The sequence below is a fragment of the Shewanella zhangzhouensis genome (assembly GCF_019457615.1).
Taxonomy (GTDB): Bacteria; Pseudomonadota; Gammaproteobacteria; order Enterobacterales; family Shewanellaceae; genus Shewanella; species Shewanella zhangzhouensis.
The window spans coordinates 373,162-385,786 of the sequence record NZ_CP080414.1 but is presented as its reverse complement, the minus strand read 5'-3'; the positions used below and the strand labels follow the sequence as shown (position 1 = coordinate 385,786).

The following is a 12,625-nucleotide window of genomic DNA, read 5'->3' as shown; positions in this document are numbered from 1 at the left end:
AGTACATTAAAGCACACAAATCGCGGATTCACCTGAAATCCGGGCAATAAAAAACCCCGGCACAAAGGCCGGGGTTTTCAAAAGCTTGACCAAGTAAATTACTTGATTTTGGCTTCTTTGTAGATAACGTGCTGACGGATCACAGGATCAAACTTCTTGATCTCCATCTTTTCTGGCATGTTACGCTTGTTCTTGTCAGTGGTGTAGAAGTGACCAGTTTTAGCGCTTGAAACCAGCTTGATCTTTTCGCGATTGCCTTTAGCTTTAGCCATTTTCTATTACACCTTCTCGCCACGGGCACGAAGTTCAGCAACAACTACTTCGATACCTTTCTTATCGATAATACGCATACCTTTAGTGGAAACACGCAGCTGTACGAAGCGCTTTTCAGTTTCCAACCAGAAACGGTGGTTCTGCAGGTTAGGTAAAAAGCGACGACGGGTCGCGTTCTTTGCGTGCGAACGGTTGTTACCAACCATTGGTCGCTTGCCAGTAACTTGGCATACTCTTGACATGTCAATCTTCTCCAAACAGTTTTTAACGCTCGAGCATTAATGTACCTCGTATGGCCGTCGCCCGAGGCACAAAGAGGGCGCATTTTATACACGAAAGGCCATGGGAGATCAAGTAAAGATCATCCAATCCACCCTCGCTCGGCAAAGGAGACTATCTCCCGGTCCCCTACAACCATGTGATCCAGTAAGGATACATCTATGGTTGCCAAGGCATTTTTCAATCTTTCAGTGATCCGTCTGTCGGCTTGGCTGGGTTCAGCTACCCCAGACGGATGGTTATGGCAGACAATGACCGCTGCCGCCCGCTTTTCCAACACCAGCGACACCAGCTCTCGGGGATATACCGACGCTGCATCTATGGTGCCTCGAAACAATTCGACAAACTGGATGACCCTGTGTTGGCTGTCGAGCAGCAAGACGGCAAATACCTCATAGGCCCTGTCCGCCAACTGAAATCTCAGGTAATCCCGGGTCAAATCCGGACTTGTCAGCACGGCACCCCGCTGCAAAGATTCACCCGCCAGTCGCCTGGCAAGCTCAGCAGAAGCCTGAAGCTGGGCGTATTTTACCGGACCCAGGCCCTGGAGTCGACACACCTGCTGCTTAGTTGCACTGAATAAAGGTCGTAATCCACCAAATTCACCGATAAGTTGCCTTGCCAGGTCCACTGCATTTTGGCCACAAACCCCGTTTCGCAGCAGCACAGCCAGTAATTCTGCATCCGATAATTGAGCTGCGCCCCGCTGCAATAATTTTTCACGGGGCCCCTCTCCCTCAGGCCAGTCCCGAATTGCCATCCCTTGCCTCCCGCGTCCCGTCTTTGGGAACCACTTGCATGCTAAGTTTTTGACTTTGGCCGCTCACTCTTGAGGCGGCGTCTATGGTATGGTTAGCGCCAGTTAATTTTAGTCGGGATCTGCGTGTGAGCCTGAATAATAGAAAAATCCTGCTGGGGATTGGTGGCGGCATTGCTGCCTACAAGAGCGCTGATTTGGTGCGCCGTTTGAAAGAACAAGGCGCCGATGTGCGCGTGGTGATGAGCCAGAGCGCCTGCGAATTTATCACGCCGCTGACACTGCAAGCCCTCAGCGGCTATCCGGTCAGCATGGATTTGCTCGACCCCGCCGCCGAAGCCGCCATGGGTCACATTGAACTGGCCCGCTGGGCAGAGCTGATTATTCTGGCCCCAGCCACCGCCAACCTGATTGCCCGCATGAGCATAGGCATGGCGGATGAGCTGATCACCACCACCTGCCTTGCCACCTCGGCGCCCATCGCCATTTGCCCGGCAATGAACCAGCAGATGTACGCCAACCCGGCGACCCAGGCCAATTTAAACACGCTACAGCAACGTGGCATGCAGATTTGGGGCCCCGGCAGCGGCAGTCAGGCCTGCGGTGAAGTCGGTGCAGGCCGTATGCTGGAGCCGCTGGAAATCCGCACTCTGGCAGAACAGTTTTTTGCTCAAAAGGCCCAGGCAAGCAGCGCCCTTCACGGCGTCAGGCTGATGCTGACCGCCGGTCCCACCCGCGAAGCCATAGATCCTGTGCGTTATATCTCCAACCACAGCTCAGGCAAAATGGGCTTTGCCCTGGCCGAGGCCGCTGTAGCCATGGGCGCAGAAGTGACTCTGGTGTCAGGTCCTGTGACACTTTCCACACCCAAAGGCGTAAGCCGCATCGATGTGGACTCGGCCGAACAAATGTTGGCTGCTGTAATGCAACATATTGACCAGCAAGATATCTTTATTGGTTGCGCCGCTGTCGCCGACTATCGGGTTGCCGATGTTGCTGCCGGTAAAATTAAAAAGAGCAGCGAAACCATGCAGCTTGCGCTGGTGCGCAATCCTGATATCTTAGCCACGGTTGCCGCCCTGGAGGCGCGACCCTTTACGGTGGGATTTGCCGCCGAAACCCACGACGTAGAAACCTACGCCCGAGATAAGCTCAAACGCAAAAATCTCGATATGATCGCGGCCAACGATGTGTCTGTGCCGGGTCAGGGGTTTAATTCGGATACCAATGCTCTGCGCGTCTTCTGGCCCCAGGGCAACCAGGATTTGCCAGCAACCGATAAGCTGTCGCTGGCATACCAACTGCTTTCGCTGATATCGACAAAAATAACCAAAAAATGAAAACACCGATCGAACTGAAAATTCTCGACTCCCGCATAGGCTCGGAATTCCCACTGCCGGCCTATGCCACCCCCGGCAGTGCCGGCATGGACCTCAGAGCCATGCTGGATACCGAGCTGACTATAGCCCCCGGCGAAACCGTGCTCATACCTACCGGTATCGCCGTGCATGTGGGCGACCCCAGCCTGGCGGCCGTGATCCTGCCCCGCTCCGGTATGGGCCATAAACATGGCATAGTGCTGGGCAACCTGGTTGGGCTGATTGACTCTGACTATCAGGGTCCGTTGATGGTGTCCTGCTGGAACCGTGGCAAAGAGCCCTACACCCTGCAAATCGGCGACCGCCTGGCACAGCTGGTGTTTGTTCCTGTGGTACAGGCTGAATTTAAACTGGTGGACGAGTTCGACACCTCAATGCGCGGCGAAGGTGGTTTTGGCCATTCAGGCACCCGCTAACGTTTGCATTTTGTGTGAAGGAATCTCAATGGCCGCCAAAGAAAAAATCAGCCGCCGCGAACATATTCTCCAGTGTCTCGCGCAGATGCTGGAAACCAATCCGGGACAACGTATTACCACCGCCAAACTGGCCGCCGAAGTCGGAGTTTCAGAGGCGGCGCTGTATCGCCATTTCCCCAGTAAGGCCCGCATGTTCGAGGGCCTGATCGAATTTATCGAAGACTCATTGCTGTCGCGCATCAATCTCATCATGGATGACGAGAAAGACACCATGCGACGCTGCCAACTGGTCCTGCAGCTGTTGCTGCTGTTTGCCGAACGTAACCCCGGCATTTCCCGGGTACTGAACGGTGATGCCCTGCTTGGCGAAAACGAGCGTTTGCGCAGCCGTGTCGGAGCCCTGTTTGCCAAGATTGAAACCCACCTCAAACAGATATTGCGGGAGAAAACCCTCCGCGAAGGCAAGGGCTTTGAGCTCGACGAAGCCATGCTGGCCAACCTGCTGCTCGCCGTGGCAGAAGGCAGAATCGCCCAGTACATTCGCAGCGAATTCAAACAAAAGCCCACCGAGCACTTCGATGAGCAGTGGGGCTTTATTCAAAAGCAACTGTTACAAAGCTAACCCACCCTGGCCCGCCACACAGGTTCCATCCGGTGGTGGGTGCAGCGAACACCTACAATTTCAGTATGAATTTGCATCAAATAACGGTATTCTCCCGCACTCGCGCAAAGACCCAGGTAATTGCTCTGGTATTTTGCCGCAGCGGCCAAGGCCGAAGATGTGGTTGGAGGTAAAAATGGCACTCAGTGAAGCAGCACAAAAGGTTCAGGCCGCGCTTTTGGAGCGGGGACTGGAAACACCCATGGTTCCTTGCGGACTCACCAGAGAGGAGCGCAAAGAGCGAATCGAAGAGCACATGCGGGCAATTCTTGGCCTGATGTCACTGGATTTAACCGACGACAGCCTCGCCGATACCCCACGTCGCATCGCCAAAATGTATGTGGATGAAATCTTTTCGGGCCTCGACTACGAAAACTTCCCCAAAATCACTGTCATCGACAACAAGATGGGCGTGGATGAAATGGTGCGGGTACAGGACATCAGCCTGACCAGTACCTGTGAGCATCATTTGGTCACCATAGATGGCACCGCCACCGTGGCCTATCTGCCACGCAAGAAAATCATCGGTCTGTCCAAAATCAATCGTATTGTGCGCTTCTTTGCCCAGCGTCCACAGGTACAGGAACGCCTGACCCAGCAAATTCTGGTGGCCTTGCAGGCACTGCTGGAAACCAAAGACGTGGCCGTGAAAATCGACGCCGTACATTACTGCGTAAAATCCCGCGGTGTGATGGATGCCACCAGCTCCACCACCACCACAGCGCTGGGCGGTATCTTTAAGTCCAACCCGGCCACCCGGGCGGAATTTTTACATCAGCCCCGCTAAAACCTTATCGTGTTTCCAATAAAAAACGCCGCAATCAGCGGCGTTTTTATTACCTGAAGATAACGGCTCAGATGCCGTATTGCTCGCGGTAAGCACGCACCGAGCTCAGCACCTCTTCCATGCCTGGCTTCTCGGCGAGGAAGGCAATCAGGTCTTCCAGCTTGATGATGGCCACGATGCCGCAGCCAAAGTCACGCTCCACTTCCTGAATGGCAGAGAGTTCGCCCTTGCCCTTTTCCTGACGGTCCAGTGCAATCAACACCCCGGCCAGTTCGGCACCATTGGCCTGAATGATTTCCATCGATTCACGAATGGCAGTACCTGCGGTGATCACGTCATCCACCAGCATCACCTTACCTTTAAGCTCGCTGCCCACCAGGTTGCCGCCTTCGCCGTGGTCTTTTTTCTCTTTACGGTTAAAGCAATAAGGCATGTCGATATCGTGGTGTTCTGCCAGTGCGACCGCCGTAGTCGTGGCAATGGGAATACCCTTATAAGCCGGGCCAAACAGCAAATCGTAATCGATACCCGCATCCACCAGCGCGGCGGCATAAAAACGGCCCAGACGGGCCAGATCGCGACCGGTATTGAACAAACCGGCGTTGAAGAAGTAAGGGCTCTTACGACCGGACTTGAGAGTAAACTCACCGAATCTCAGTACATTACGCTCGAGAGCAAACTCAATAAACTCGCGCTGATAGGCTTTCACTGTCTTTCCTCTATCATGTGTCTGGCAGCCCAAGCCGCCAATTTTACAAGGTGTAGGGTGGCAAAAAGGCCCCTCTCGGAGCCTTTAAAAAATCAATTCTGCAATCAGTTCAGAGCCGCTTTCTGGGTATCGATGATCTCACGGATACCGTGCTTGGCCAGCTCCAGCATGGTCAGCAACTCTTCGTGGGTGAAGGGCTCACCCTCCGCGGTGCCCTGAACTTCGATAATCTTGCCGGTTTCAGTCATCACCACGTTCATATCGGTCTCGGCGGCGCTGTCTTCCACATACTCGAGGTCACAGATGGCTTCGCCGTTGTGAATACCCACGCTCACGGCGGCAATCAAAAACTTCAGCGGATTGGCTTTCACCAGCCCCTTGCCGCGGGCCCAGTTCAGCGCATCCACCAGCGCCACACAGGCACCAGTGATAGCCGCAGTGCGGGTGCCACCATCGGCCTGAATAACGTCACAGTCCACCACTATGGTGTTTTCGCCCAACTGCTTCAGATCCACGGCGGCGCGCAGTGCACGGCCAATCAGACGCTGGATTTCCTGGGTACGGCCAGACTGCTTGCCACGGGCGGCTTCGCGGTCCATACGGCTGTGGGTAGAACGTGGCAGCATGCCGTATTCGGCAGTCAACCAACCCTGACCACTGCCCTTAAGGAAGCGTGGTACACCCTCGGTGAAACTGGCGGTACACAGCACCTTGGTTTCGCCAAACTCCACCAACACAGAGCCTTCGGCGTGGGCAGTAAAGTTACGGGTGATGCTGATGGGGCGGGTCTGAGCCGGGGTACGATTACCTGGACGCATGGCGATTCCTGTGACGTATGAACTTCGCAATAATTTGGCTGCCTATTATAGGGCTATGCAGAGCGAGTTGCCACGGTGGATTTTGAATACACTCCGTGGGTTGTAAACGGTCATTAGCAGATTTTGCTCACGTTCAGGGCCATGACGCTGGCCTGGCTTGTGGTTATAATGACGTCCAGACTTAGCCGAAAATCAGCCGGAATCCCTATGATCCACAGCATGACCGCCTATGCCCGTATCGAGCATAAAGCCGCCTGGGGCAATGCCTCTTTTGAAATCCGCTCAGTGAATCAGCGCTATCTGGAAACCTACCTGCGCCTGCCAGAGCAGCTGCGCAGCCTCGAGCCAGCCCTGCGTGAGCGCTTGAGAAAGCGCCTCAGCCGAGGAAAGGTCGAAGTCAATCTGCGCTATGACGTTGCCAGCGACACAGGCGCCGAACTGAACATCAACCAGGACCTCGCCCGTCAGCTCTTGGGCGCGGCCAATTGGCTCAAGGCCGAAGCAGGACAAGGCGACATCGCCCTGACCGACATTTTGCGCTGGCCGGGAGTCATTGCCACCGCTGAGCAGGACATGGACGCCATCAGCGCCGAGCTGCTGGGCGCCTTCGATAAGGCACTGGATCAGTTTGTGGAAGCGCGAGGCCGCGAAGGCAACGCCATCAAGGAGATGCTGGAAAGCCGTCTCAGCGCCGTAGAAGGTCAAATCGCCATTGTGCGCGAGCACATGCCAAAGGTGATTGAATGGCAACGTGAAAAGCTCACGTCCCGCCTTGCTGAGATTCAGGGGGAGCTCGACAGCACCCGTATCGAGCAGGAAATGGTGCTGCTGGCACAAAAACTCGACGTAGCCGAAGAGATGGACCGCCTCGAGGCGCACATCACCGAGGCTCGCCGCATTCTCAAGAAGGGTGGCAGCGAAGGACGCCGCCTCGACTTTATGATGCAGGAGTTCAACCGCGAGTCGAACACCCTCGCCTCCAAGTCCATCAGCACAGAAATCACCGCAGCCGCAGTGGAGCTGAAAGTACTTATCGAGCAGATGCGAGAGCAGATCCAGAATATTGAATGATGTTTGTTGGAAGTCAACAACTGACATAAAACGATTCAAAATCAAATTATTATGTAGATTTGAAGGTCATAAAATCCAAAGCTATCCTGTCTTGTTTGGGTAGTTATGGGTAGTAGATTGGGGAGTATTTTCTCGCTATAGTTTGCAGAGTGAGACTGTACTCCCCAATTTTTTTGAGGCTGAAAAGTGGGCAAGTTGCATGATAAAACCGTCAAGAAACTGATCAAGGAAAAACCTTCAGTCCGGCATGCCGATGGTGATGGACTATATCTGATGACCCCCAAGCGCGGCGATGCCTACTGGATGTTGCGCTATACCACCGCGGCCACAAAACTCCGGCGTGAATACACCATAGGCAAGGTAGTTGACTGGTCACTCGCCGATGCCCGGGATGAAGCGGCCAAGCTGAGGTTGGCGATCAAGCGAGAGGGAGCCGATCCGGTTCAGGAAAGACAAAAGGTCAACGGTAATCCCTTCAAGACCCTGAATGATCTGTATGCCGACTATTACCAGCTACGGCAACGGGAAATTGCTACACACGAGAAAGAACGCAGCCTTTACGAACGCGAGATTGCCTGGCGCATTGGCAAAGTCGAGTTGGAGAAGATAAGGCCTCTCGATGTCAGTGAGATCCTGCGCGACATCGCAAACGGCTATGGCGACAAACCGCCGAGGCCAACCATTTCCAACGACGTTATGCGCATGCTCAAGCGCATCTTTGATCACGGCATGAAGTTGGACGTAACCCAGTTCAACCCAGCCAGTCCGTTCCGTCCCAGGGATGCCGGCGGGGAGGAACAAGCCGCTAACTACCCAATGACCGAATCCGAAGTGATTGAGTTCTTCACCAAGCTCAGAGCGATCCCGGCACAGTTCAGCCGCGAAAACTACTTAGCATGTGCCCTGCTGATAGCCACCTGTACCAGAAAAATGGAGCTTTTGGCCGCTCCATGGCACGAGTTTGACTTGACGAATCGGCTGTGGCACCTCCCCAAAGAGCGCACCAAGAAACGCCGTGCTATCGATATCCCACTCAGTGAACCGGCACTGTCATGGCTGGAAGAATTAAAGATCCGCAGTTGTGGCAGTGACTGGGTGTTCCCGGCCAGGCGGATAAGCAGGCAGGCTCGCACTCCCCACGTGTGTGAGAACACCCTGAACCATGCGCTGAAAAAGTTGTTTGAGCAGGGCTTCTTCTCGTTTGATAAGCGCCGGGTCCATGATTTGCGCGGTACCGCCAGAACTATGCTCGGTAAGATGGGGGTTGACGACAGCCTTGCCAAGCGTTGCCTGAATCAGCAAGCTGGAAATAGGGTCGATGAGATCTACAACCGGCATGCCTATTTTGAAGAGCGCAAAGAAGCACATACCAAGCTCGGTGAGTGGCTGGCCCCTTTTGTTAATGGCAGTGAGACAAATAAGATTGTCGATTTTGATGCGGTTTGCAAATCATAATTTTCACGGTATTAATTGGCGTGAAATGACAAATATACAAACTTCCAGAAGCAGATTGGTTTGATAAATTCCTAAATCACGTCAATAATTGACGTATATTTTATTGTTTACAAACCACCCTGAGGCTAGCCATGCTCAATACTGAAGCCAGACAGCAGCTGCAGAAGGTGCTGCCCTTGGATATGGTAGCCACCAAATCATGGCTGGAGGCACAAGGGCTCAACTTGCACTTTCTGGACAATGCTGTGCGCAACCAGACCCTGATCCCTCTTGCAGCAGGTGTTTACTCCAGGCAGGAAGCAAGGCTCTCCTGGAAAGGCATCGTTGCCTCTTTGCAGCGCATGTCCGATGCCCCCATCCATGTCGGAGGCTTAACCGCGTTAGAGCTTGAAGGCCTCGGTCATTACCTGTCCAAGGGAAGCAAACCAAGGGTTCAGATCTATTCCGATGCTGCGCTCCCCAAGTGGCTGGACAGAATCAAGATCCCAGCGCAGATTGAGTGGCACGGTACGCGCCGCCTGTGGCCTGAGACGCTGATGCAAGACGACAAGTATCTCCGGCAAGACACTTGGCAGGCATCACTCCCCCCACTCCGCTATTCCTGTCCAGAGAAAGCCATTCTGGAACTCTTGGCAGCGATGCCCAAGACCATCAGCTTTGAACATGCTGACCAGCTTATGCAGGGACTTCACAACCTCTCACCACGCAAGTTGGATGCCTTGCTGAAAGCCTGTTGCAGCATCAAGGCGAAGCGGCTCTTTCTCTGGTTGGCAGGAAGGCACCAACACGCCTGGCTCAAGCACCTGAAACCTGATTGTTATGAGTTGGGAACCGGTAAGCGACTGATCGCCAAGGGCGGCAGGCTGGAGCCAACCTGGCAAATCACTGTACCGAAGGAGATGTAAAGCACATGGATAGACAAAGCCATTACTACCGACAAGTCCAGCTATTGCTGCAGCTCATTCCCTTCGTTGCCCGGCATGACTGTTTCGCCCTTAAAGGTGGAACGGCTATCAATTTGTTCGTTCGTGACTTTCCCCGGCTCTCGGTCGATATCGATCTGGTTTTTCTACCCATGATGGAGCGGAATGAGGCCCTGAAGACCATCAAGGACAATCTTGGAGCACTGGCCTCGACCATCATGGTCAGTCTCGAAAATACCAGGGTTATCCGTTCGTTTCAGGATAAAGCGGATGCCCTGCGTCTACTGGTGGAGCGTGATGCCGTTCAAATCAAAATTGAACTCTCACCCGTACTGCGCGGCACGGTTTACGAGCCCCTGGTCATGCCGGTCAGTGAAGCCGTCGAAGAGGAGTTTGGCTTTGCCGAGATGGCCGTGGTGAGCTTCGCGGATTTGTATGCGGGCAAAATTTGCGCAGCGCTGGATCGCCAACACCCGCGAGATCTTTTCGACATCAAGCAGTTGCTCGATAGCGAAGGGCTCACCGATGACCTTCGCAAAGCACTGCTGGTGTACATCATCAGTCACCCGCGGCCTATTGCCGAACTGCTCAGGCCACACTTCAAAGACATTTCCGCTGTCTATGAAGGGGAATTTCGTAACATGGCCGATCAGGACATTCCACAGGCTGAACTGGAGGCGGCACGGGAGCAGCTGGTGAGGCTCATCCATACCTCGCTGACACCACAGGAGCGGGCGTTTTTATTGTCATTCAAAAATCGTACACCCGATTGGTCACTCCTTGAGCTCTCCGGTATCGACCGGTTACCTGCCGTCCGCTGGAAACTGCAAAACTTGGCCAAGATGCCCCCCGAAAAGCATGTAGAAGCTTACGTCCGGCTCGAAAAAATCCTGAAGATATAAAAATCCCCAGCACACCATGTGTCGGGGATCTGATCTTGCTCAAGTGGCCTTTCGCTGTTCAATCCACCACAACAGATCCGAAAGTCGCCACGCCACACAGTGAGCGCTCAGCTTGACCCGTTTGGGCACCAGCCCTTGCCGCTCCATGGTCCACCACTGTGTGCGACTGACGCCGGTAATCGCCCTGCGATCATGCTCTCTGACCAGTCGTTCACACTGGCCAGACTGGCTGAGTACTTGAGCACGGACATCTTCAGTGGGCAATACGAAGGTTTGTTCATTCATTACGTTTTCCTCCGGAGATTGAATGGGAAAAGTGGGAAACTGGGAAATTAGTCATCAAGTTCCAGCTCCTGTATTCCGGCATAGATGCGTTCAGGCCACAGTGCGAAAAAACGATGGGACTTACCTTGGATCATGAGTTTTAGCGTTGCCCGCTCAGGCTCGTTGGTTGCAAGCCATCCCCGCTGGAGCATCGGCATCACCTCACGCATGTACTGGCCAGGCATGTCCAGCTGCCGCAGAAACTGTTTCTTATCGATCAGCCATTGCCGCTCACCATCAAGCTCTCGGATGTAGCCCAGCAAAGAAGTGGCATTTTGATGACCGAGTGGTTGCAGAGCCTTCTCCCATTTCGGCAGCAAAACTTTTAAGCGGGACAGAACTTGGTGTTCCTCAGAGTTCATCACATGACCCCGAGCAGCCAGCCACTGCATCCAAACCTGCTTCACTGAATCGACGGACTCTTCCTCATCCCAGGGCACCAGGTAATTTCTAGAAGCAAGAGAAAGTACCGTTGCAACCAGTGCAAAGCGCTGCAGCACGCGAATTACCTGCGATGACATATTGCTGGTTCGCCACTGATCAACCAACCGCTGGATCTCAGACTTGGCGTAGTGGGCAAGCTCATCCGTCGATGTCAGCAGGTTCATCCATTCGGGGAACAGGCTCCCGTGATACCGGCTGGTCTGCAGCTTCAAATGATCGACAAACAGTTGCGGACACTGAAAGCGATGCAACGCATCAAAAGTGCCAAATCGACCAAAAACAGGTATTTCGACCAAACGGATCTGTTGACCGGCCTTAGGCCGCTTCCCAAGCGATTGAAAAACTTCTGACAGCCAAACTTCACCGCTGCTCAACGCCAATGTCCGCCAGTGAGAAGGTCTGGCGAGTGCTCCGCTTTCCGTTGCCCGCAGCTTACTGGTACCCGCGACTATATGGTAAACAGCAATATCGACGTCCTCTGGCCGTGCCAGGCCAATTTCATCCAGTGCGAGTAACATGTCATGCTGCTCGGCGGCCACCGCCGCCAAGCCATTCGCCGTGGAAATCCAGCTGCGAACGAAAGATCTATCGCTGTAAACCGATGCCGCCAATTCAAGTAGCGATGTCTTCCCGGAGGAGGAAGGCCCGACCAAATGAAAAATACCGTTCTCCACGGCGGCTGGATGTAGCAGCGGCGCGGATAGCGCCACGCCCACCACAAACACCATCAACGGATTTCCGGTACATAGAGCGCCCACCTGTGATTGCCACTGCGCCAAAGTGCCGGCGCATTTCAGCATCGAGTCGTTCAGTTGACCGGCGTAGTAATAAGGTTCAGCGTTTGTACCAACGGACCAATCCTGAGTGACATAAACACTGTCATGCCACCCCGTAGTATCGACACAAATTCCTGAAGGGGCTTTCAGAATCTCTTGCAGCAAATAGCGCTGCAAACGCGACCAGCTTTGTGGATAGGGCTCTAACCAATAGCCCGAATCAATCAGGGCATCACGTACCTGGCGTGACTGATCACCATGTAATACCCGGTTGAATACTATGTCCTGTAGCAAAACACTATCCATGTTGCGCCACTGGATTAACGCACCAAAACCATGTTTACGGGTATTTCGCCGAGTTCTGGCTACAACCCTTATCCACCCGCCAACAATCTGCCAATCGCCCTTTTCAAGGCATTCCAGATGTGCATCAGTTAGACGAAACTCCATTATCGCTTCCTATTACAACTCTGCCATCCAGCGACGAACATCCACCGCTCTGAAACGTACAGCCTTGCCCATTGGATTAGGCTTGATGGGCTGAGGAAACTTGCCAGCTTTGACATAACGGCGCAAAGTTGGCTGGGATAGTTTGGTTAGTGAACACACTTCTTCATACGTGAGTAGATTGTTCAGTGATGCGATATTCAT

General features: G+C 53.7%; 16 protein-coding genes. 8 read left to right on the top strand and 8 right to left on the bottom strand.

What is annotated here, in order from left to right; all coding sequences use genetic code 11:
• Positions 1-98 precede the first annotated feature (98 nt).
• The 3 genes from rpmG to radC all read right to left on the bottom strand — a co-directional run bounded on the left by rpmG (position 99) and on the right by radC (position 1,312).
• Positions 99-272 carry a 50S ribosomal protein L33 gene (rpmG, locus tag K0H63_RS01725; protein ID WP_011758450.1) on the bottom strand — a complete coding sequence of 58 codons (174 nt, stop codon included), beginning with the start codon at positions 270-272 and terminating at the stop codon, positions 99-101.
• A 6-nt stretch (positions 273-278) separates the two neighbouring features.
• Positions 279-515: a 50S ribosomal protein L28 gene (gene rpmB / locus K0H63_RS01720; protein ID WP_011758449.1), complete on the bottom strand. Its 237-nt coding sequence runs from the start codon at positions 513-515 to the stop codon at positions 279-281.
• Positions 516-634: 119 nt separating this feature from the next.
• Positions 635-1,312, bottom strand: coding sequence for a RadC family protein (gene radC / locus K0H63_RS01715; RefSeq protein ID WP_220066448.1), 678 nt, complete (start codon positions 1,310-1,312; stop codon positions 635-637).
• 83 nt (positions 1,313-1,395) lie between these two features.
• Here radC and coaBC point away from each other — a divergent pair, with 83 nt between their 5' ends.
• The 4 genes from coaBC to folE all read left to right on the top strand — a co-directional run bounded on the left by coaBC (position 1,396) and on the right by folE (position 4,552).
• On the top strand, positions 1,396-2,649 hold the full coding sequence (coaBC, locus tag K0H63_RS01710; RefSeq protein ID WP_434086741.1) for a bifunctional phosphopantothenoylcysteine decarboxylase/phosphopantothenate--cysteine ligase CoaBC: 1,254 nt from the start codon (positions 1,396-1,398) through the stop codon (positions 2,647-2,649).
• Complete coding sequence (gene dut / locus K0H63_RS01705) at positions 2,646-3,104, top strand: dUTP diphosphatase (RefSeq protein ID WP_220066446.1); 459 nt, start codon at positions 2,646-2,648, stop codon at positions 3,102-3,104. Before coaBC ends, dut begins: the two co-directional genes overlap by 4 nt.
• A gap of 28 nt (positions 3,105-3,132) precedes the next feature.
• Positions 3,133-3,726 carry a nucleoid occlusion factor SlmA gene (slmA, locus tag K0H63_RS01700; RefSeq protein WP_220066445.1) on the top strand — a complete coding sequence of 198 codons (594 nt, stop codon included), beginning with the start codon at positions 3,133-3,135 and terminating at the stop codon, positions 3,724-3,726.
• 175 nt (positions 3,727-3,901) lie between these two features.
• Complete coding sequence (gene folE, locus K0H63_RS01695; protein WP_220066444.1) at positions 3,902-4,552, top strand: GTP cyclohydrolase I FolE; 651 nt, start codon at positions 3,902-3,904, stop codon at positions 4,550-4,552.
• Positions 4,553-4,619: 67 nt separating this feature from the next.
• On the opposite strand, the gene pyrE is transcribed toward folE, so the two are convergent.
• Together pyrE and rph are read right to left on the bottom strand one after the other, a co-directional pair.
• Complete coding sequence (gene pyrE / locus K0H63_RS01690; RefSeq protein WP_220066443.1) at positions 4,620-5,261, bottom strand: orotate phosphoribosyltransferase; 642 nt, start codon at positions 5,259-5,261, stop codon at positions 4,620-4,622.
• Between the two features lie 104 nt (positions 5,262-5,365).
• Positions 5,366-6,079 (bottom strand): ribonuclease PH, encoded by a 714-nt coding sequence (gene rph / locus K0H63_RS01685; RefSeq protein ID WP_011758441.1) that lies wholly within the window; start codon positions 6,077-6,079, stop codon positions 5,366-5,368.
• Positions 6,080-6,286: 207 nt separating this feature from the next.
• Here rph and K0H63_RS01680 point away from each other — a divergent pair, with 207 nt between their 5' ends.
• From K0H63_RS01680 to K0H63_RS01665, 4 genes are all read left to right on the top strand, one after another.
• Positions 6,287-7,150, top strand: a complete 864-nt coding sequence (locus K0H63_RS01680; protein WP_220066442.1) for a YicC/YloC family endoribonuclease — start codon at positions 6,287-6,289, stop codon at positions 7,148-7,150.
• A 186-nt stretch (positions 7,151-7,336) separates the two neighbouring features.
• Positions 7,337-8,605, top strand: a complete 1,269-nt coding sequence (locus K0H63_RS01675; protein ID WP_220066441.1) for a tyrosine-type recombinase/integrase — start codon at positions 7,337-7,339, stop codon at positions 8,603-8,605.
• 182 nt (positions 8,606-8,787) lie between these two features.
• Positions 8,788-9,510: a type IV toxin-antitoxin system AbiEi family antitoxin gene (locus tag K0H63_RS01670; RefSeq protein WP_258405695.1), complete on the top strand. Its 723-nt coding sequence runs from the start codon at positions 8,788-8,790 to the stop codon at positions 9,508-9,510.
• Positions 9,511-9,515: 5 nt separating this feature from the next.
• Positions 9,516-10,430: a nucleotidyl transferase AbiEii/AbiGii toxin family protein gene (locus K0H63_RS01665; protein WP_220066440.1), complete on the top strand. Its 915-nt coding sequence runs from the start codon at positions 9,516-9,518 to the stop codon at positions 10,428-10,430.
• A gap of 39 nt (positions 10,431-10,469) precedes the next feature.
• On the opposite strand, the gene K0H63_RS01660 is transcribed toward K0H63_RS01665, so the two are convergent.
• From K0H63_RS01660 to K0H63_RS01650, 3 genes are read right to left on the bottom strand one after another with little or no spacing between them, the layout of a single operon-like run.
• Positions 10,470-10,715 (bottom strand): helix-turn-helix transcriptional regulator, encoded by a 246-nt coding sequence (locus tag K0H63_RS01660; RefSeq protein WP_208136440.1) that lies wholly within the window; start codon positions 10,713-10,715, stop codon positions 10,470-10,472.
• Positions 10,716-10,762: 47 nt separating this feature from the next.
• A complete protein-coding gene (locus tag K0H63_RS01655) occupies positions 10,763-12,424 on the bottom strand; it encodes a DUF927 domain-containing protein (protein ID WP_110027403.1) in 1,662 nt (553 codons plus the stop codon).
• A gap of 12 nt (positions 12,425-12,436) precedes the next feature.
• Positions 12,437-12,625, bottom strand: coding sequence for a helix-turn-helix transcriptional regulator (locus tag K0H63_RS01650; protein ID WP_110027404.1), 189 nt, complete (start codon positions 12,623-12,625; stop codon positions 12,437-12,439).

Coding starts and splice junctions, on each gene's coding strand:
- rpmG (WP_011758450.1), bottom strand. CDS start 272: ATGGCTAAAGCTAAAGGCAATCGCGAAAAGATCAAGCTGGTTTCAAGC.
- rpmB (WP_011758449.1), bottom strand. CDS start 515: ATGTCAAGAGTATGCCAAGTTACTGGCAAGCGACCAATGGTTGGTAAC.
- radC (WP_220066448.1), bottom strand. CDS start 1,312: ATGGCAATTCGGGACTGGCCTGAGGGAGAGGGGCCCCGTGAAAAATTA.
- coaBC (WP_434086741.1), top strand. CDS start 1,396: ATGGTATGGTTAGCGCCAGTTAATTTTAGTCGGGATCTGCGTGTGAGC.
- dut (WP_220066446.1), top strand. CDS start 2,646: ATGAAAACACCGATCGAACTGAAAATTCTCGACTCCCGCATAGGCTCG.
- slmA (WP_220066445.1), top strand. CDS start 3,133: ATGGCCGCCAAAGAAAAAATCAGCCGCCGCGAACATATTCTCCAGTGT.
- folE (WP_220066444.1), top strand. CDS start 3,902: ATGGCACTCAGTGAAGCAGCACAAAAGGTTCAGGCCGCGCTTTTGGAG.
- rph (WP_011758441.1), bottom strand. CDS start 6,079: ATGCGTCCAGGTAATCGTACCCCGGCTCAGACCCGCCCCATCAGCATC.
- K0H63_RS01680 (WP_220066442.1), top strand. CDS start 6,287: ATGATCCACAGCATGACCGCCTATGCCCGTATCGAGCATAAAGCCGCC.
- K0H63_RS01670 (WP_258405695.1), top strand. CDS start 8,788: ATGGTAGCCACCAAATCATGGCTGGAGGCACAAGGGCTCAACTTGCAC.
- K0H63_RS01665 (WP_220066440.1), top strand. CDS start 9,516: ATGGATAGACAAAGCCATTACTACCGACAAGTCCAGCTATTGCTGCAG.
- K0H63_RS01660 (WP_208136440.1), bottom strand. CDS start 10,715: ATGAATGAACAAACCTTCGTATTGCCCACTGAAGATGTCCGTGCTCAA.
- K0H63_RS01655 (WP_110027403.1), bottom strand. CDS start 12,424: ATGGAGTTTCGTCTAACTGATGCACATCTGGAATGCCTTGAAAAGGGC.
- K0H63_RS01650 (WP_110027404.1), bottom strand. CDS start 12,625: ATGAATATCGCATCACTGAACAATCTACTCACGTATGAAGAAGTGTGT.